The organism is Paenarthrobacter sp. 22069, from assembly GCF_052046035.1.
GTDB lineage: Bacteria > Actinomycetota > Actinomycetes > Actinomycetales > Micrococcaceae > Arthrobacter.
The window spans coordinates 1-18,240 of the sequence record NZ_JBQEQF010000003.1 but is presented as its reverse complement, the minus strand read 5'-3'; the positions used below and the strand labels follow the sequence as shown (position 1 = coordinate 18,240).

Below are 18,240 nucleotides of genomic sequence, written 5' to 3'. Positions count from 1 at the left end.
GTCAGCGTTCGCGCTGGTGGTCACCCGCCACGGTTTTCGCGGCCTCGACTTCGAGCATGAGCTTGCCGTCTTCCTCGACCAACGTGGGCTGGTACACATGCGGCTTGCGCTTGTAGCTCAGGTAGGCGATGCAGCCGTTGGCGGCCGCCATCTTCTCGAGCATGATTTCGGAGCCGGGAACCAGCAGTTCACCCAGTGGGCGGCCCACGGTGTTCTCCTGGCCGGCCTCGTCGCCGAGGGCGCTGGTGTTCCGGTCCTGGATCACCTGCGCAACGTTAACCCACCGGCCCCAGACGCCCTTGCCTTCGAGCAAAGACGGTTCCTGGCCGAGCGGCACGGTGGCCGCAAAGTAGCGTGTGTCGAACCGGCGGTGCGCGAAGTCGGGACTGCGCCAGTTGACGAGGGATTTGAGCAGGTCCGTGCGCAAGGACAGGCCACGCTTGCCGAGCACCTGGGCAAGCGTCTTCTCCTGGTCAGCCACCGCAATGCGGGCCCGCATCCATTCGGGCGTGGAGGTGGCCTCGACGGTGTTGGACATGTCGGGACCGGCCAGCAGGATGCCCGTTTCCTCGAACAGTTCCCGGACCGCACCCACCACGTGGCGGCGTGCCAACCCTATGTCGTCAGTCCCCATCTGCTCGGCCCAATACTGCGGCGACGGGCCCAGCCAACCCATGGCGTCGTCGTCGGCCGGGTCGAGGGAACCGCCCGGGAACGCGAGCACGCCCAGCGGCGAGGAGCCGGGCCGGTAACCCAGCCACGTCTCCAGGCCGGTGGGCGAATCGCGGAGGAGGACCACCGAGGAGGCGTAGCGGGCGGCACGGGGGGTCCGCTCGCCGTGTTCGAGCCAGCTTTGCGCTGCCCCTTCAAGATCCTGGGGAAGTGCAAATAGGCGTCGTGCGAGGTGTGGCAAGGGAATTGTCCGGTCTTAGCTGAATTCGGCGATCAGCTCGACCTCTACGGGAGAGTCGAGCGGAAGTACGGCAACGCCGACGGCGGAACGGGCATGCTGCCCGGCGTCACCAAGAACGCGGCCCAGAAGTTCGGAAGCGCCATTGACGACGGCGGGCTGGCCCGTGAACGAGGGATCCGAAGCGACGAATCCGACGACCTTGACGATGCGGGTGATCCGGTCGAGGTCGCCGATGACGCTCTTGACGGCGGCGAGGGCATTTACAGCGCAGACGGCGGCGTATTTCTGTGCGTCCTCCGGGGAAACGGTGGGCTCGTCGGCGTACCCTTCGGTACCCCCCGACACCTTGCCCGTAGCTTCGAGTTTGCCGTTAATAAACGGCAACTGCCCGGAGGTGTAGACATGGCTTCCGGAAACCACGGCGGGAACGTAGGAGGCCACCGGGGCGGCGACCTCCGGAAGCGTGATTCCAAGTTCCGCCAGGCGCTGTTCGACGGCGGACACGGGCGCCGTTGCGGCGCTGGACTGGGCTTCTGCTGGTGTGCTCATTACTGCTTCTCCCTTTTGAGGTAGGCGACAAGGCCGTTGCCGTCCGGTCCGGGGACTACCTGGACGAGCTCCCAGCCGTCCTCTCCCCACTGGTCCAGGATCTGCTTTGTGGCGTGAATGATGAGCGGAATCGTCGCGTACTCCCATTTGGTCATGAGAGAAAGCGTAGCCGTTGCCGGTAAAGTGGAAAACATGGCGACTCGCAACAACCCCTTATTCGACACTGCCACCACACTGGGTAAAATCCTTCTTTTCCTTGGTGTGAGCGCGATTTGCGGTGTCCTGGTGGCCGGCCTGCTGGTCCCCGCCGCGGCCGTTTCCGGCAGTGCGGCAAGCGGTTCCATCGACTTCTTCGACTCCCTCCCGGCGGAGCTGAAGGTCGATCCCCCGAGCCAGACCACCCGTATCCTGGCCGCGGATGGCAGCGAGATCGCCAGCGTCTACACGGAGAACCGCACCAAGGTCCCGCTGGACCAGATTTCCCCGAACATGAAGAATGCCATCATCGCCGTGGAAGACAGCCGCTTCTACGAGCATGGCGGTGTGGACACGACCGGCATCCTGCGTGCGCTGGTCGCCACCGCCCGCGGCAACAAGCAGGGCGCATCAACCATTACGCAGCAGTACGTCAATAACGTCCTCAACGCGAACCTCGCCGCCGCCGGTGAGGAAGACCAGATCAAGCTCAACGGCGTCAACAAGGGCGTTGGGGACAAGCTCCGCGAGATGAAGCTCTCCATCGCCCTGGAGAAGGATTTCAGCAAGGACCAGATCCTTGAGGGCTACCTGAACATCGTGTTCTTCAACCGTGACGCGTACGGCATCGAAGCCGCTTCGCGCTACTTCTTCAGCACCACCGCCAAGGATCTGACCCTGCCGCAGGCAGCACTCCTGGCCGGCCTGGTGAACAGTCCCTCGGCCTTCGACCCCATTACCAACCCGGAGAAGTCAAAGCAGCGCCGCGACCTGGTGCTGGGGCTGATGAAGGACCAGAAGAAGATCACTCCCGAGGAGTACGAGGCCGCCGTGGCGACGCCGGTGGAGCCGAAGGTAACCCAGCCCAAGCAGGGCTGCTCCTATGCGGCCACCGCCCCGTACTTCTGCGATTACATCCTCCACCTGCTGGAGAACAACCCCGCCTACGGTGCGGACGTCAAGGACCGGCAGCGGCTGATCTACGGCGGTGGCCTGACCATCACCACCACGCTGGACCCCAAGGCCCAGGCCACCGCCCAGGAGCAGGCAAATGCCGCCACGGGGGCCAACCCGGACAAATGGGGCGCCTCGATGGTTTCCGTCCAGCCAGGCACCGGCAAAATCATCTCGATGGCCCAGAACACGACGTTCCTGCCGGGCCAGGGGTTCGACTCGCAGTTGAACTTTAACGTGGACAAGCTGGACAAGGACGGCAACGACCTCAACGGCGTCGGCGGTTTCCAGCCCGGTTCCACCATGAAGCCGTTCACCTTCGCCGAGTGGCTGAATGAAGGCAAAACCATGAACACGGTGGTTAACGCCGCCCAGCGGGTCTACCCCATCGGCTACCCGTGGAAGGACACCTGCGGCAAGGTCGTGGACGGTTACAGCACGGCCCAGAAGAACGCTGGTTTGGGCGCCGCAGATGACCTGCAAAATGCTGAGCCGCAGTGGTACCGACCGCTGACAGTCCTCGAAGGCCTCTACAACTCCATCAATACTGTGACGTTTGCGTCCGCCGCCCAGCTGGATCTGTGTGGAATCCAGAAAATCGTGGATGCAACGGGAATGCACAGTGGCCTGCCCTCCGGAGATGACCCTCACCCGAAGATCGACATGTCGACACTGGGCAACCTGCTGGGTTCCACCCAGACGTCGCCGCTGACCATGGCGAGTGCCTTTGCCACGTTCGCGAATGACGGCAAGTACTGCGAGCCCATTGCCATCACCTCGGTAGTCGATGCCACCGGCAAACAGCTCCCGGCCCAGTCCAGCAGCTGCCGTGACGCCATCAAGCCGGAAGTTGCCCGCGGTGTGAACTACGCGCTGCAGGAAGTGTTGAACCGCGGTTCAGGTTCGCTGATCCAGCCGCGCATCTCCACGAAGACCAGCTTCCCCATCGGCGCCAAGACCGGTACGTCGAACCTCAATGGTTCCACCTGGGTTGTTGGCCACACCACGGGGCTGGCAACCGCTGCCTGGTTCGGTGATCCACTCGGCAACCAGGGCCGCGCAGGGCAAAACGTCACGATCAACGGCAAGTTTTACCAGGGCATTGACGGCTACATGATCGCCGGGCCCATGTTCTCCAACTACATGTTGAAGATCGCCCCGGGCTACGGTACCAATCCGTTCCCGGAACCGCCGAGCAACATGGTCAACGGAACCACGCGGACCACCACTCCGGCCACCACCGCTCCGCAGGCCCCCGCTCCGGCCCCGCAGGTCACCCAGGCCCCCGCTCCGGCCCCGCAGGTCACCCAAGCCCCGGCTCCCGCTCCCGCCCCCACCAGCAATGGCAACGGGAACGGGAATGGAAAGGGCAACGGCTGACCGCGCATGAGCATTGATAGCCTGGCAGGCCGCGCCCGATCGATCGGGCGCGGCTTTGCCGTTACCGCGGGCGCCGGAGCCGCGGCCGGAATGGCCGCTTTCGGGTATGGCCTGTGGGAAAAGAACCAGTTCGTCCTCCGCGAAGAGACCCTGGCCCTCCTGCCGCCCGGCCGCGCCCCGTTCCGGATCCTGCACTTGAGCGACATCCATTTCGTGCCGGGACAGCGGAAGAAGGCTGACTGGCTGGGGTCACTGGCCGACCTTCGGCCGGACCTGGTGGTCAATACTGGAGACAACCTCAGCCATGTCAAAGCAGTGGACCCGCTCCTGGACGCATTGAAACCACTGCTGCAGTTTCCTGGCGTCTTTGTCCCGGGCTCCAACGACTACTTCGCGCCCAGTCCCAAGAACCCGGCGTCTTATCTGCTGGGACCATCCAAGGTGAAGCCAAAGCCGGTTGCCCTCGACTGGCCGCGGCTGCGGTCGGGCTTCGGCATGAGCGGATGGGTGGACCTGACCAACCGCCACCAGTCGCTGGTTCTCAACGGCATGCGCTTCGATTTCTCGGGGGTGGACGATCCCCACCTGAAGCGGGAACGGTACGCGGGCTGGCCCCGCGGAACGGTAAGCCAGGATGCCAAGGACCACCTCAAGGTCGCGGTCATCCATGCGCCCTACCAACGGGTGCTGGACCACTTCACGGAAAGCGGCGCCGACCTCCTGCTGGCAGGCCACACGCACGGCGGGCAGCTGTGCATCCCGGGGTATGGTGCCGTGGTGGCCAACTGCGACATCCCCACCTGGCGGGCAAAGGGCCTCCACGACTGGTCCAGCAACGGAAGCACGACGCCGGTGAACGTCTCCGGCGGCATCGGCACCTCGCGCTTCGCACCAGTCAGGATCGCCTGCAAGCCGGAGGCTGTGCTGCTGACCCTCACTTCCCCCAGCTGAACCGGAAGCATTACGGTCCGCAATAACTGGGCAAGCAGTCGCCGGGGTGTCACGATAGCTGTGAATCGTCTCACGCCCTTGGCATAGGGTAGTTGCTACAGGAAACTACATTCGTTTTAGAGCTTGAGAAGCGGGCATGGCCAAGCAGACTCCATTCTTTCGATCCATCAGCCGTCTCTACCCCCATGTCCGGCCGATCATGCCCCGCCTTTTGCTCGGGCTTCTCTGCGCGCTCCTGGCCAGCATCGTGGCGCTGACCATCCCGCAGGTGCTCCGGATCCTGGTCAACACCGCGCTTCAGCCCGGCGGAGCACCGGAAGCGGTGTGGACGTCCGCGGGCGTCATCCTGGTGCTGGGCGTCGCGGAAGCTGGACTCGTGGCCCTGCGCCGGCAGTTCGTCATCAACCCGGCCACGTCGGTGGAAACCCGGATGCGGGTGTCCCTCTACGACCACCTGCAGGACCTGACCGTTTCGTTCCACGACCGGTGGGGTTCGGGCCAGTTGCTGTCGCGCGCCATGACGGACCTGAACTTCCTGCGCCGCTGGATGGCCTTCGGCGCCATCATGCTGGTGGTCACCACCCTCACCGTGATTATTGGCATCGTGGCCATGTTTTCCATGAGCTGGCAGCTGGCCCTGATCTTCCTGGCTGCGGCCGTCCCCATTACTATCAACAGCTTCCGGTTCCGCACCCGGTTCAGCAAAGTAGCGCGGCGCAGCCAGGACCAGGCCGGCGACCTTGCCACCACCGTGGAGGAATCCGTCCACGGCATCCGTGTCCTCAAGGCCTTCGGCCGCAGCCGGGAAGCCCTGGAGAACTTCAATGAACAGGCGGAGGAACTGCGCCAGACGGAGATCGCGAAGGCGCGGCACCAGGCAACGTTTACCCTGGTGGTCACGCTTCTCCCCGAACTCGCCCTGGGCGCCGGGCTGGTGGTCGGCGTCATGCTCTGCGCCAGCGGCCAGCTGAGCATCGGGGCGCTGGTGGCATTCTTTGCCACGGCCGCCGTCATCGCCTCCCCCGTTGAGTTCTCCGGCATGCTGCTGGCCATGGCGCTCACGGCCAAGTCCGCCGTCGACCGCCACTACGAAGTGATGGACACCCCGAACTCCATCACCAGCCCTGCCCAGCCCCGCCGACCGGACGAACTGGCCGGGGCGCTCCGGTTCAGTGATGCAACGTTCGCTTTCGAGGACGCACCGGACAGGCCCATCCTCAAGGACATAAACCTGGACGTCCGCCCCGGCGAAACCATGGCCCTGGTGGGCATCACCGGCAGCGGCAAGAGCGCCCTGATCCAGCTGGTGCCGCGGCTGTACGACGTGACCGGCGGCGCCATCACCATCGACGGTGTGGACATCCGGGACTTCGACGTTGACGAACTCCGCCGGATCGTCGGGGTGGCTTTCGAGGACACCACGCTCTTTTCCAACTCGGTGCGGGACAATGTCCTCCTCGGAGCGCCCAGCCGGAGCGACGAAGTATTGGATGAAGCCCTGGATGTGGCTCAGGCGCACTTTGCGTATTCCCTCCCGGAGGGCGTTGACACGCTGATCGGCGAGGAGGGCCTGAGCCTGTCCGGCGGCCAGCGCCAGCGCATAGCCCTGGCCCGTGCCATCGCTGCCCGGCCCCGCGTCCTTGTCCTGGACGATCCCTTGTCCGCCCTCGATGTCCACACCGAGGAACTGGTGGAGGTCCGGCTCCGTGAGGTGCTGAAGGACACGACCACCCTGATCGTGGCGCACCGCCCCTCCACCGTGGCCCTCGCCGACCGGGTGGCGCTGCTGGAGGACGGCCGCATCACCGCCGTGGGGACACACACCGAACTGTTGGCCTCGAACCACCACTACCGGTACGTCATAGCCAGCCTGGACCGGGAGCCGCGGGACCTGGACTCCGAATTGTCTGCCCTCGAGGACCAGGCAGAGGAAGTGACCCGATGAGCACCGCAACATTCGGCACCGCCAACGAAGACAACGCGCACCTCAGCAAGAGCGACAGCAGGGCAGTACGGCGCCGGTCGATCGCCTTGCTGGGGTCGCTGATCCGTCCGGTGCGGTTACGGTTCTGGCTGACCATCGCCATGGTGGTCCTCTCCCAGGCTGCCCGGGTGGCGGGGCCGGCGCTGATTGCCTTTGGCATCGACCACGCCCTCCCGGCCCTCCGGTCCGGGGACAACGCCCCGCTGGTGTTCACCGGCGTCGCCTACCTCCTGGCAGCCATTGCGACGGCGGGACTCACCGCCCTGTACGTCACCTCCACGGCACGGCTCAGCCAGGCCATGCTCCTGGACCTGCGGGTCCGCGTTTTCCGCCACACGCAGCGGTTGAGCCTGGAATTCCACGAGAAGTACACTTCCGGCCGGATCATCGCCCGGCAGACGTCGGACCTGGAGGCGCTGCGCGAACTGCTCGATTCGGGCGTCAGCTCCCTCGCGTCCGGAATCTTGTTCATGGCCTTCACGGCCGCCACCATCTTTGCCCTGGACTGGCGGAGCGGCCTGCTGGTGCTGGCCGCCGGCGTGCCCATGTTCTTCCTGTCCCGCTGGTACCAGAAGCATTCACAGATCGCCTTCCGCGAGTCCCGCGTGGTCTCCGCCCGGTTGATCGTCCACTTCGTGGAAACCATGACCGGCATCCGCGCCGTCAAGGCCTTCCGCAAGGAGAAAGAGAACTCGGAGCGCTACGGACAGCTCGCAGAGGACTACCGGCTGGTCACCGTCCGCTCCATCAACCTCAACGGCATCTTCCAGCCCGGACTGGTCCTGATCGGCAACGTCTGCGTGGCCGTGGTGCTGCTGGTGGGTGGATTCCGGGTACTGGGCGGCGGCCTGGCCGTGGGCGTGCTCCTGGCCCTCATCCTCTCCACAAAGCGGTTCTTCCAGCCCGTCGACCAGATGGCCATGTTCTACAACTCATTCCAGAGTGCCCAGGCAGCCCTGGAGAAAGTCTCGGGCCTTCTCCAGGAGGTGCCGACGGTCCGGCCGCCGAAGACTGCGGTACCCCTTCCCAACGCCACGGGCCGCATCGACTTCAACGCCGTCGAATTCCGCTACGGCGACGATGGACCACTCGTGGTTCCCCTCCTGGACCTGCATATCCCTGCAGGGCAGACTGTGGCCCTCGTGGGCCAGACGGGAGCAGGAAAGTCCACCCTGGCCAAGCTGATCGCCCGGTTCTACGATGTCACCTCCGGCTCACTCACCCTGGACGGCGTGGACCTTCGCGACCTGGCCACCACCGATCTCCGCCGGAACATTGTGATGGTCACCCAGGAGGCTTTCCTGTTCAGTGGCTCGGTGGCGGACAACATCGCCCTGGGGCGGCCGGAAGCATCCCGCGCCGAAATTGAAGAGGCGGCGAAATCGGTGGGCGCACACGAGTTCATCCTTGAGTTGCCCGAGGGATATGACACCGACGTCAACAAGCGTGGCGGGCGCGTCTCCTCCGGCCAGCGGCAGCTGATCAGCTTTGCCCGCGCGTTCCTGGCCCGGCCGGCAGTGCTGATCCTGGACGAGGCCACCTCATCCCTCGACATCCCGTCCGAACGCCTGGTGCAGGCCGGCCTGGCACGGCTGCTCGCCGGGACGGAGGCTGCCCGCAGGACGGCCCTGATCATCGCGCACCGGTTGTCCACGGTTGAAACCGCGGACCGTGTCCTGGTGGTCCATGACGGACGGATCGTGGAGGACGGCACGCCGGAGGAGCTGATCGGCGGCGGCGGACGCTTCGCCGACCTGCACGGGGCGTGGAAGGATTCCCTGGTCTGAGCCCGCGCAGGGCGCCGCTGGCCAGGATTTCGCATCGGGGGCGGGAATCGGCTATCCTTGTAAAGTTGCTTTTGCAGCGGATCGGGATGTAGCGCAGCTTGGTAGCGCGCTTCGTTCGGGACGAAGAGGTCGCAGGTTCAAATCCTGTCATCCCGACCAACAGTGAAAGAGGGTCTCCATACGGAGGCCCTCTTTTTTGGTCTCAGTACGGTCACAGCAGCCGCCTGTCACTTAACAGAAACAGCCCCGGAGCTGTTGCTCCGGGGCTGTTTCATCGCCTCCTGTTGATGAGGAAGCTGTTTACATCGGGTCCGGCCAGTTGCCCACGTAGGTGGTGTACGTGGTGTCCGTCGTGTCGGCGCTCTTCTTGCCCTTGACCGGCTTGGACATCGGGTCCGGCCAGTTGCCCACGGCTACCGAGGTACCGCTGTGGTCCGCGAGGGAACCGGCAGACAGCACGGCAGGAGCCGCAGCGGAAAAGGCCAGCGCGCCGGCCATGACGGCCGCAGTTGCGATCTTCTTCAACATAGAAAGGTTCCTCAATACGAGTCGGATTCGTTACAAAGCCAGCACTGTCCTTGTTGACACACATTGTAAAATATTTTCCACAGGGGCTGTCAAGCATTTGGCGGCCCAGCTGTCCGGAAGGAGGAAGCGCCGTGGGCAATGGATTCGGAGAAAAGCTCCGAGCGGAACGCCTTGAGCGTGGACTGACGCAGGCCGAACTGGGCAAGGACCTGTATTCACCAAGCTACATTTCCCTGCTCGAAACCGGCCGGCGTGAACCGACGGCGGAAGTGATCGAGGAACTGGCCCGCAGGTTGGAGCTGGCGCCGAAGGCCCTGGAGGCCTGGAGCCAACCCATCTCCGTCAGCGACGCGGAATACGTGCTCGCCGGGCTTTATGCACGTCAGGCATGGGACCTTAGGGATTACGAACTGGCCGCAAGCCACGCTGCAACCGCAGCGAAAATCGCCCTTGAGGGCCGCAACACCAGCGCCTGGTGGAACATGATGTATATGCAGGCGGAATGCCTCATCAAACAGGGGAACTGGCAGGAATGCCAGCGGATCATGGAACACCTGCTGGAGCACCCCATGGCCACGGAATCCGCGGGCCTGGCGGTCCGCGCCCGGCAGATGCTGGCAGGGGTCTGCCAGGGACAAGGGCAGCTCAGTGCCGCTGTGGAACATGCCAGCGAGGCAGTGAAACTGTGCTCGCAACTGCCGAAGGGCTCCACCCTGATCATCGGCGCCTACCGGGCACTGATCGGTGCACTCGCCGAAAGCGGCCGGCTGGACGAAGCCTGGAAATACTGCCAGGCAATGATTGACCACGTGGACGAGCTCTCCATGACCCAGCTCGCCGGCGAAGTGGCCTGGGTGGTGGGAAACGTCGCGTTCATGCGCCACGACTATACCGAGGGCGTCAAACACCACGAACGGGCCGCGCGGCTCCTCTCCCCCGCCAACGACATCGAACTCTGGGCCCGGTTCAACAAGGCCTCCGCGGCGGTGCGTCTTTCCTCCGGGATTGTCGAGCCGGAAACCCTGTCGTCAATCGAGCGCGCTGAACTGGCGCTGTCCATTGTCGGTGGAAACAAGTCGGACCAGCTGGAGGTCGCGTTCATTCGGGCCCGCTGGCTGTACCTGACCGGGGACATCGTGGCCGCCGTCGAGAAGCTCCGCGAAATCCACGCTGAACGGGAGCACCTTGCAAAGCACACGGCCGGGGAGGTTTCACTGCTCCTGGGTAAGTCCCTGAAAGCGGCGGGCGACAACGACGAAGCCCTGGGCCACCTCGAGGAAGCGCAGAAGGCGTTCGCCGCGGCAGGGGCACAGGACCGGGTCCAGCAGGCCCTGGACGCGATTCTTGAAATCAAACTGGCCCAAAAACGTGCTGAGGCTGCTGCGAAAGCCAGCTGACAGAGCCAGGGGGACGCGCAACAGCGGGTCCCCCTGGCTTAGCCGTGTGTCAGGAAAACGCTTTTCCCGTGATCTTCTCGTAGGCCTCGACGTAACGGCTGCGGGTGCGCTCCACGACCTCCGCGGGCAGTGCCGGTGGCGGAGTGTCTGAGGCCTTGTCCCAGCCGGACTCTGCCGAGGTCAGCCAGTCCCGGACGTACTGCTTGTCGTAGGACGGCTGGGCCTGTCCGGGCTTGTAGGTTGCGGCGTCCCAGAAGCGCGAGGAATCCGGGGTCAGCACCTCGTCGCCCAGCGTGATGGAGCCGGAGACCGCGTCGTAGCCGAACTCGACTTTGGTGTCCGCCAGGATGATGCCGCGCTCCCGGGCGATCTTTTCCGCCGTCGTGTAGATCTTCAACGTCAGCTCGCTGAGGCGGGCGGCGATGTCGTCACCCACCAGCGCAACAACGGCGTCATAGGTAATGTTTTCATCATGCTCACCCACCAGGGCTTTGGCCGACGGCGTGAAGAGGGCGTGCTCCAGCCGTGACCCGTCCACCAGGCCCTCGGGCAGGGGGATGTTGCAGACGGTGCCGGAGGCCTTGTATTCCTGCAGTCCGGAACCGGTGAGGTAGCCGCGGGCGATACATTCCACCGGGAACATGTCCAGCTTCTTGCAGATCATGGCCCGGCCCTCAACCTCCGCGGGCACGCCGTCCTCCACGGTGGACCCCAGCACATGGTGTTCGACGCCCAGCTGGTCGAACCACCAGAGGCTCAGCTGGGTGAGGATACGTCCCTTGTCCGGGATTTCGCTGGACAGCACATGGTCGTAGGCGCTGATCCGGTCGCTGGCCACGACCAGCACGCAGTCCTGGCCCAGGCGCTGCCGGATGGATGCGTCGGCCGGCTCGTAGAGGTCGCGGACCTTTCCGGAATAGACGTGCGTCCAACCCGGCAGGTCCAGGGTGGTGGCAGCGAAGCCGCGGTTTCCTGCTGTTTCACTCATGTCAGGCCTTTGCTCTCACGATGGGCAGGGAACCGGTGGCGCCATAGGGGACTTTGATCTCCCCGCGGGTGGCCTTACGGCCAATGTCCGTGCGGAATTGGGAGCCTTCCAGCTGCACCAGTTCGACGCCGTCGTATGCCCTTTCGCGCGCTTCCACCAAGTCACTGCCCAGGGCGACGACGGCGAGGACGCGGCCGCCGGCGGACACCACCTTGCCTTCGTCATCCAGCGCGGTTCCGGCGTGGATGACGTGCACGCCTTCCAGGGCTTCGACCTTCTTGAGACCGCGGATCCGGTCACCCGTCCGGGGCTTGTCCGGGTAGTTTTCGGCAGCAATGACGACGGCGAGGGCAGTTTCCTTGGCCCACCGCAGCTCTTCCGCCTTGTCCAGTTCGCCCTTGGCAGCTGCCAGCAGGAGCGCACCGAGGGGCGTCTTGAGCCGGGCGAGGACAGCCTGGGTTTCGGGATCACCGAAGCGGACGTTGAATTCGATGACCCGGGTGCCGCGCGAAGTCAGGGCCAGGCCGACGAACAGGACGCCGACGAACGGGGTGCCGCGCCGGGCCATTTCGTTGACCGTGGGCTGGGCCACCCGGTCGAGGACTTCCTGGACCAGGCCTTCGGGGGCCCATTCCAGCGGGGTGTAGGCGCCCATGCCGCCGGTGTTCGGACCTTCGTCATTGTCGAAGATGCGCTTGAAATCCTGGGCGGGCGAGAGTGCCACGGTGTTCTGCCCGTCGCAGAGGACGAACAGCGAAACTTCCGGACCGTCAAGGAACTCTTCGATGACCACGGAGCCGCCGGCGTCGAAGCAGGACTGGGCGTGTGCCAGGGCTTCGTCGCGGTCCCTGGTGACCACCACTCCCTTGCCCGCCGCGAGCCCGTCATCCTTGACGACGTAGGGCGCTCCAAAGGTGTCCAGTGCGGAAGCCGCTTCCTCGGCGTTGGCGGCGACCATAGCCATTGCGGTGGGGACGCCGGCTTCTGCCATGACCTCCTTGGCGAACGCCTTTGACGCTTCAAGCTGCGCAGCGGCCTTGCTGGGCCCAAACACGGGAATCCCGGCAGCACGCACGGCATCCGAGACGCCTGCGGCCAGCGGAGCTTCGGGGCCCACCACCACGAGGTCCACGGCGAGCCGGGTGGCCAGATCCGCTACCGCTTCGGGATCGTTGCCGTTGATGTTGTAGGTGGGGACCAGCTTGCTGATGCCGGCATTGCCCGGCGCCGCGTGGACCTCGGACACGTTGGGGTCGGCAAGCAGGGAGCGGACAATGGCGTGTTCGCGGCCTCCGGGGCCAATGACGAGTACCTTCACAGTGTCCAAGGGTACTTTGTGCACCCTTCCCGCTCCTAAGCTGTGTCCTTCCCCGGCCGCCTGGTCAATCCCTGCGGCCCGCGGCTCCGAACCCTATACATGACGAAGCTTCGGAACAGGTTTGCAGGCCCCGCTCCCATGGCCGCATTGGCAGGCGTGGTGGCGGCCGCCGTCGTGCTCGCCGTTGCGGAGCTGATTGGGGCATTCTTCACCACCAGGGCGACTCCCCTATTCGCTTTGGGGTCCACCTTTATTGACTTCACACCGCCCTCGCTGAAGGACTTTGCCATTGCCACCTTCGGCACCAATGACAAGGCTGCCCTGTTTGTGGGCATGGGCCTGACCATCGCGGTTCTCGCCTGCGTGCTGGGCATCGTGGCCTACCGGAAATGGGCCCTCGGCGTCCTGGGGGTGCTGTTCATGGGCGCGGTGATCGTGGCCTGCGTCGTGACCCGTGCCGGAGTAGGACCTGCCGACGCCATCCCTTCGATCGTGGGAACCATCGCCGGCCTGGTGGTCCTGCGCCGCCTCATGGTGCCGTTGTGGGGGTTGAAGGCATGGCCGGAAGCTCCCGCGGACACAGCGGCCGACGGCGACGATCTGGTGGGCAGCGACGGCACCAGCCGCCGCCGCTTCTTCGCTGCTGCGGGAATCACTGCAGTGGCCGCCGGGGTGGCGGCCACCGGCGGCCGGCTGCTGGGCGCCGCACGAAGCAATGTGGCCAAGGCACGGGAGGCACTGCGCCTGCCGTCACCTGCCAAGGCCGCAGCCCCGGTGCCGGCCGGAGTCCAGGCACCCGTGCCCGGCGTCACCCCGTGGCTTACGCCCAATAATGAGTTCTACCGGATCGACACCGCCCTGAGCGTTCCGGAGATCAACGTCGATGACTGGGAATTGCGTGTCCACGGGCTGGTGGAGCAGGAAGTTCGGCTCACGTTCCAGGACCTGTTGAACGGCGGCCTTATCGAATCGCACGTCACCCTCACCTGTGTCTCCAACCCCGTCGGCGGCAACCTTGCGGGCAATGCCAAGTGGCTGGGCCTTCCCATCCGCGAGATCCTGGCCCGGGCCAAACCCAGGGATGGGGCGGACATGGTGCTCTCCACCTCCATCGACGGCTTCAGTGCCTCCACTCCGCTGGAGGTCCTCCAGGACGACCGGGACGCCATGATGGCCATCGGCATGAATGGCGAGCCGCTCCCGCTCGAGCACGGTTATCCGGTCCGGATGGTGGTTCCCGGGCTGTACGGGTTCGTCTCGGCCACCAAATGGGTGGTGGACCTGGAAGTGACCCGCTTCGCGGACAACAAGGCTTACTGGACCAACCGCGGCTGGTCGGAGCGCGGCCCGATCAAGACCATGGCCAGGGTGGATGTCCCCAAATCCTTCGCGAAGGTGCCGGCAGGGAAAGTGGCCGTGGGCGGTACCGCATGGGCCCAGACCCGAGGTATCACCAAGGTGGAAATCCAGATCGACAATGGCGACTGGGCCGAAGCCACCCTTTCCACCGAAGCCTCCACAGTCACCTGGCGCCAGTGGTCCTACGAATGGGACGCCACGCCCGGGCCGCACTACATCAAGGTCCGGGCCACCGACGGGACCGGCGAGGTCCAGACGGACAAGCGCGCCGATCCGGTCCCCGACGGCGCCTCAGGCTGGCAGTCGGTGATGGTCACGGTTCAGTAAGTGTCACTGTTCCGGACCATAGACTGGCATCATGCCGCATAATCCGCATGCCACCTTCACCGTGGACTCCGCCGTCGAACTGGCCGTGATCGAGCGCAGTGGCTTCGTGGAGTCACGGCATGTGGGGTCCGCCGTCCTCCTGTCCGCCGACGGATCGGTGGTCACCGAACTGGGTGACATCAACACCCCCATCTATGCCCGGTCCACGCTGAAGCCGTTCCAGGCCCTGGCGTCCATGCAGTCAGGGGTTCCCCTGCGCGGCGCCCAGGTTGCCGTTGCCTGCGGAAGCCACACCGGTTCCCTGGACCACATGGACGTCGTGTCCGGGATGCTCAAGGCCGCCGGGGTCCGGGAGGACCAGCTGCAGTGCCCTGAAGCCTGGCCACAGGACGAAACGGCGCGGAACTGGCTGGTGCGCTCGGAGAAGGGGAAGTCACGGCTGGCCTACAACTGTTCCGGCAAGCACGCCGCGTTCCTTTGGGCCTGCATGGAGAACGGGTGGGATACGCACAGCTACCTGGAGCCGAACCATCCGCTGCAGCAGCAGGTCCGCACCGTGGTCGAGGAATATACCGGCGAGAAGATCGCGCATCTTGGGATCGACGGATGCGGTGCCCCGGTGGCGGCTGTTTCCCTTAAAGGCCTGGCCCGCGCCTATTCCCAGCTGGCCAAGGCGCCCGGGGACCAGAGCTTCAGCGCCAGGGCCGCCACCATCGCCACCTCGATGCTCGACTACCCGTGGGCCGTTCAGGGCCGCGGTGAAGCCAACACCCTGGTCATGGACGAGCTGGAGATCATTGCCAAGATCGGCGCCGAGGGGGTCCTGGCCATGGCCACGCCACAGGGCGTTTCGGTTGTCGTCAAGATCCTTGACGGAAATGTCCGCGCCACCTCGCTGGTGGCCCTGACTCTCCTCGCCGCGGCAGGGGCCGTGGACATTCCCGGGGTTGCCGGCGTCCTCGAGCGCGTGGTGGAGCCCGTCCTCGGCGGCGGCCGGCCGGTCGGCAGGATCCGGCTCGGCCCGGCGGTTTCCGCGCTCCTGGACTGACCCAACCACTGCCGAAAGGAAGACTGAAAGAATGGCCGTAGCCCGCCGTCGTATAGATGCCGAGGAAGGCAAGGCAGCGCTGAAGGCCTGGTTGGAAGCCGGCCAGGCGCCTTCGGGCACTGCGTTGCCGCGGACCATCCTGGCCACGGCCGTCAGGTATTCACTGGAGGAGTTGACGGCGCGCGCGCCCGGAAACTCCGTGGAGGTCCGGGTGCCGCCGTTTGGCGTAACCCAGTGCGTCGAGGGGCCGCGGCACACGCGCGGCACCCCGCCCAACGTCATTGAATGCGACGCCGCCACCTGGCTTGCGATGGTCACAGGCCAGATGGACTGGGCGGACGCCGTCGGCGCCGGCAAGGTGGCCGCATCCGGGCTACGGGCGGACCTGTCGGCCCTGCTGCCGCTTTAGCTTGCCGCCGGAACGTGCCGCCGCCACCCCCGGGGCGCCTAGCCGCGGCCGATGAAGGGCATCCCGGCCGCGGTGACCACCACTGATCCCACACTGGCCGTCGGCGGCATGTTGGCCATCATCAGCACGGCGCGCGCCGCGTCCGCCACCGGGAACATCGGTTCCACCTTGCGGGTGCCGTCCGCCTGCAGCGCCCCCGACCCTACTCCGATGGTGTCCATGATCTCCGTAGCCGTGTTGCCGATATCAATCTGCCCGCAGGTGATGCCAAAGGCTCGGCCATCCAGCTCGATGCTCTTGGTCAGGCCGGTCATCGCGTGCTTGGTGACGGTGTAGGCCACCGTCCTCGGCCGGGGGGAATGGGCCGAGATTGAGCCGTTGTTGATGATCCGGCCGCCCTGGGGATGCTGCGCCTTCATGGCCCGGACAGCGGCCGCTGCACACAGCATGGACCCCGTGAGGTTGACGGCCACGGTGGCGTTCCAGTCCGCCAGGCTGATTTCGTCCACGCCTGCCGCCGGACCAAACACCCCGGCATTGTTGAACAGGACGTCCACCCGCCCCCACTGGTGGCGGACTGCCTCAAAAAGCCGCTCGACGTCGTCGGGCCGGGTGACGTCGCAGGGCACCACCAGGGCGTCCGTGCTGCCGTCCGCCGTTTCCTTCAGCTGCGCCTCGCGCCGGCCGGCAAGGGCCACACGGTAGCCGTCGGCCAGCATCTGCCGGGCCACCTCCCGGCCGATGCCGGACCCGGCCCCGGTGACAACGGCGACTCTTCGGATCTGATCAGAGGTACTCACGGCGTTCTCCTTGCTTGGCCAGTCATAATTGCATCGTACGTCCATACCTTCGTAATCTCGAATAGCAAAAATGTTTTCTCACAATACGAAAACATGAGCCATTCGACGATGAAATGAGGCTCCCGTGGCTGCAGGAGAAGATACCTCCCATATCCTCAGCGGGTTGACTAACCAGCTGCCTGATCGTGATCCGGAAGAGACTGCCGAGTGGGTTGAGTCCCTGGATGCGTTGATCAGGGAACAGGGCACCGAGCGTGCCCAATACATCATGCGGAGCCTGCTGCAGCGTGCCGGCGCGCAGAGCGTGGGTGTGCCGATGGTGACCACCACTGATTACGTGAACACGATCCCGGTGGACCAGGAAGCGGAATTCCCGGGCAACGAGGAGTACGAGCGCCGGTACCGGGCGTACATGCGGTGGAACGCCGCGGTCATGGTGCACCGGGCGCAGCGGCCCGATATCGGGGTCGGCGGGCATATCTCCACCTACGCCGGTGCCGCGACGCTGTACGAGGTCGGGTTCAACCATTTCTTCCGCGGCAAGGACCACCCCGGCGGCGGGGACCAGGTCTTCTTCCAGGGCCACGCCTCCCCCGGCATGTACGCCCGGGCGTTCATGGAAGGCCGGCTGTCCGAGGAGGACCTGGACGGGTTCCGGCAGGAGAAGTCCCGGCAGGGCCACGCCCTGTCCTCCTACCCGCATCCGCGGCTGATGCCGCAGTTCTGGGAATTCCCCACGGTGTCCATGGGCATCGGGCCGATGAACGCGATCTACCAGGCGCAGAACAACCGCTACCTGCACAACCGGGGCCTGAAAGACACCTCGGACCAGCAGGTCTGGGCGTTCCTGGGCGACGGCGAAATGGACGAGCCCGAGTCCCGCGGCCTGCTGCAGCTGGCCGCGAACGAGAACCTGGACAACCTGAACTTCGTGATCAACTGCAACCTCCAGCGCCTGGACGGGCCGGTGCGCGGCAATGGCAAGATCATGCAGGAACTCGAGGCGTTCTTCCGCGGCGCGGGCTGGAACGTGATCAAGGTCGTCTGGGGCCGGGAGTGGGATGACCTGCTCGCCCGCGACACCGACGGGTCCCTGGTGAAGATCATGAACGAGACCGTGGACGGGGACTACCAGACCTACAAGGCCGAGTCCGGCGGGTTCGTCCGTGAACACTTCTTCGGCAAGACCCCGCAGACCAAGGACCTCGTCGCGGACCTCACCGACGACCAGATCTGGAACCTCAAGCGCGGCGGCCACGACTACCGCAAGGTCTACGCCGCCTACAAGGCAGCCACCGAATTCAAGGGCAAACCCACCGTCATCCTCGCCCACACCGTCAAGGGCTACGGCCT

15 protein-coding genes, 1 tRNA gene and 1 pseudogene are annotated in these 18,240 nt (G+C 65.2%); 10 read left to right on the top strand and 7 right to left on the bottom strand.

Annotated elements, in window-relative coordinates; translation table 11 throughout:
• Position 1: 1 nt before the first annotated feature.
• From ACTJK0_RS02890 to ACTJK0_RS02880, 3 genes are read right to left on the bottom strand one after another with little or no spacing between them, the layout of a single operon-like run.
• On the bottom strand, positions 2 to 913 hold the full coding sequence (locus ACTJK0_RS02890; protein ID WP_110541722.1) for an NUDIX hydrolase: 912 nt from the start codon (positions 911 to 913) through the stop codon (positions 2 to 4).
• A gap of 15 nt (positions 914 to 928) precedes the next feature.
• The gene (locus ACTJK0_RS02885) at positions 929 to 1,462 is read right to left on the bottom strand and encodes a RidA family protein (protein WP_110541723.1); all 534 of its coding nucleotides are present in this window, start codon (positions 1,460 to 1,462) and stop codon (positions 929 to 931) included.
• Positions 1,462 to 1,617: a DUF4177 domain-containing protein gene (locus tag ACTJK0_RS02880; protein WP_009359196.1), complete on the bottom strand. Its 156-nt coding sequence runs from the start codon at positions 1,615 to 1,617 to the stop codon at positions 1,462 to 1,464. The genes ACTJK0_RS02885 and ACTJK0_RS02880 overlap by 1 nt, the downstream gene beginning before the upstream one ends.
• A 37-nt stretch (positions 1,618 to 1,654) precedes the next feature.
• Here ACTJK0_RS02880 and ACTJK0_RS02875 point away from each other — a divergent pair, with 37 nt between their 5' ends.
• From ACTJK0_RS02875 to ACTJK0_RS02855, 5 genes are all read left to right on the top strand, one after another.
• Positions 1,655 to 3,991: a transglycosylase domain-containing protein gene (locus tag ACTJK0_RS02875; protein WP_110541724.1), complete on the top strand. Its 2,337-nt coding sequence runs from the start codon at positions 1,655 to 1,657 to the stop codon at positions 3,989 to 3,991.
• Positions 3,992 to 3,997: 6 nt separating this feature from the next.
• A complete protein-coding gene (locus tag ACTJK0_RS02870) occupies positions 3,998 to 4,942 on the top strand; it encodes a metallophosphoesterase (RefSeq protein ID WP_110541725.1) in 945 nt (314 codons plus the stop codon).
• A gap of 136 nt (positions 4,943 to 5,078) precedes the next feature.
• Entirely contained in the window at positions 5,079 to 6,887 is a 1,809-nt protein-coding gene (locus ACTJK0_RS02865; protein WP_110541726.1) for an ABC transporter ATP-binding protein, read from the top strand.
• On the top strand, positions 6,884 to 8,713 hold the full coding sequence (locus ACTJK0_RS02860; protein WP_440744156.1) for an ABC transporter ATP-binding protein: 1,830 nt from the start codon (positions 6,884 to 6,886) through the stop codon (positions 8,711 to 8,713). The genes ACTJK0_RS02865 and ACTJK0_RS02860 overlap by 4 nt, the downstream gene beginning before the upstream one ends.
• Before the next feature lie 82 nt (positions 8,714 to 8,795).
• Positions 8,796 to 8,872: transfer RNA gene (locus ACTJK0_RS02855), tRNA-Pro, on the top strand.
• A gap of 141 nt (positions 8,873 to 9,013) precedes the next feature.
• Here the strand turns inward: ACTJK0_RS02855 and ACTJK0_RS02850 are convergent.
• A complete protein-coding gene (locus tag ACTJK0_RS02850; protein WP_440744155.1) occupies positions 9,014 to 9,241 on the bottom strand; it encodes a hypothetical protein in 228 nt (75 codons plus the stop codon).
• Positions 9,242 to 9,372: 131 nt separating this feature from the next.
• Between ACTJK0_RS02850 and ACTJK0_RS02845 the strand changes: the two genes are divergently transcribed.
• Positions 9,373 to 10,638 (top strand): helix-turn-helix domain-containing protein, encoded by a 1,266-nt coding sequence (locus tag ACTJK0_RS02845; RefSeq protein ID WP_110541729.1) that lies wholly within the window; start codon positions 9,373 to 9,375, stop codon positions 10,636 to 10,638.
• A gap of 49 nt (positions 10,639 to 10,687) precedes the next feature.
• Here the strand turns inward: ACTJK0_RS02845 and ACTJK0_RS02840 are convergent, their stop codons facing one another.
• Both ACTJK0_RS02840 and purD read right to left on the bottom strand, forming a co-directional pair.
• The gene (locus ACTJK0_RS02840; RefSeq protein WP_440744154.1) at positions 10,688 to 11,626 is read right to left on the bottom strand and encodes a phosphoribosylaminoimidazolesuccinocarboxamide synthase; all 939 of its coding nucleotides are present in this window, start codon (positions 11,624 to 11,626) and stop codon (positions 10,688 to 10,690) included.
• Position 11,627: 1 nt separating this feature from the next.
• Positions 11,628 to 12,944, bottom strand: coding sequence for a phosphoribosylamine--glycine ligase (purD, locus tag ACTJK0_RS02835; RefSeq protein WP_440744317.1), 1,317 nt, complete (start codon positions 12,942 to 12,944; stop codon positions 11,628 to 11,630).
• A 99-nt stretch (positions 12,945 to 13,043) separates the two neighbouring features.
• Between purD and ACTJK0_RS02830 the strand changes: the two genes are divergently transcribed.
• The 3 genes from ACTJK0_RS02830 to ACTJK0_RS02820 are packed head-to-tail and all read left to right on the top strand — an operon-like array spanning position 13,044 to position 16,087.
• Positions 13,044 to 14,630 (top strand): molybdopterin-dependent oxidoreductase, encoded by a 1,587-nt coding sequence (locus ACTJK0_RS02830; protein ID WP_440744153.1) that lies wholly within the window; start codon positions 13,044 to 13,046, stop codon positions 14,628 to 14,630.
• A 31-nt stretch (positions 14,631 to 14,661) separates the two neighbouring features.
• A complete protein-coding gene (locus ACTJK0_RS02825) occupies positions 14,662 to 15,678 on the top strand; it encodes an asparaginase (protein WP_440744152.1) in 1,017 nt (338 codons plus the stop codon).
• A gap of 31 nt (positions 15,679 to 15,709) precedes the next feature.
• On the top strand, positions 15,710 to 16,087 hold the full coding sequence (locus tag ACTJK0_RS02820; RefSeq protein ID WP_440744151.1) for a sterol carrier family protein: 378 nt from the start codon (positions 15,710 to 15,712) through the stop codon (positions 16,085 to 16,087).
• A gap of 38 nt (positions 16,088 to 16,125) precedes the next feature.
• Here ACTJK0_RS02820 and ACTJK0_RS02815 read toward each other — a convergent pair whose 3' ends face one another.
• A complete protein-coding gene (locus ACTJK0_RS02815; RefSeq protein WP_440744150.1) occupies positions 16,126 to 16,887 on the bottom strand; it encodes an SDR family oxidoreductase in 762 nt (253 codons plus the stop codon).
• 124 nt (positions 16,888 to 17,011) lie between these two features.
• On the opposite strand from ACTJK0_RS02815, the pseudogene ACTJK0_RS02810 reads away from it, so the two are divergent.
• Positions 17,012 to 18,240, top strand: a pseudogene (locus ACTJK0_RS02810) (pyruvate dehydrogenase (acetyl-transferring), homodimeric type); the annotation flags it as partial.

Bases quoted from the DNA above. Each gene is read 5' to 3' on its own strand.
- ACTJK0_RS02820 (WP_440744151.1), top strand. From the start codon at position 15,710: ATGGCCGTAGCCCGCCGTCGTATAGATGCCGAGGAAGGCAAGGCAGCG.
- ACTJK0_RS02885 (WP_110541723.1), bottom strand. From the start codon at position 1,462: ATGAGCACACCAGCAGAAGCCCAGTCCAGCGCCGCAACGGCGCCCGTG.
- ACTJK0_RS02860 (WP_440744156.1), top strand. From the start codon at position 6,884: ATGAGCACCGCAACATTCGGCACCGCCAACGAAGACAACGCGCACCTC.
- ACTJK0_RS02825 (WP_440744152.1), top strand. From the start codon at position 14,662: ATGCCGCATAATCCGCATGCCACCTTCACCGTGGACTCCGCCGTCGAA.
- ACTJK0_RS02865 (WP_110541726.1), top strand. From the start codon at position 5,079: ATGGCCAAGCAGACTCCATTCTTTCGATCCATCAGCCGTCTCTACCCC.
- ACTJK0_RS02880 (WP_009359196.1), bottom strand. From the start codon at position 1,617: ATGACCAAATGGGAGTACGCGACGATTCCGCTCATCATTCACGCCACA.
- ACTJK0_RS02830 (WP_440744153.1), top strand. From the start codon at position 13,044: ATGACGAAGCTTCGGAACAGGTTTGCAGGCCCCGCTCCCATGGCCGCA.
- ACTJK0_RS02870 (WP_110541725.1), top strand. From the start codon at position 3,998: ATGAGCATTGATAGCCTGGCAGGCCGCGCCCGATCGATCGGGCGCGGC.
- ACTJK0_RS02840 (WP_440744154.1), bottom strand. From the start codon at position 11,626: ATGAGTGAAACAGCAGGAAACCGCGGCTTCGCTGCCACCACCCTGGAC.
- ACTJK0_RS02850 (WP_440744155.1), bottom strand. From the start codon at position 9,241: ATGTTGAAGAAGATCGCAACTGCGGCCGTCATGGCCGGCGCGCTGGCC.
- ACTJK0_RS02875 (WP_110541724.1), top strand. From the start codon at position 1,655: ATGGCGACTCGCAACAACCCCTTATTCGACACTGCCACCACACTGGGT.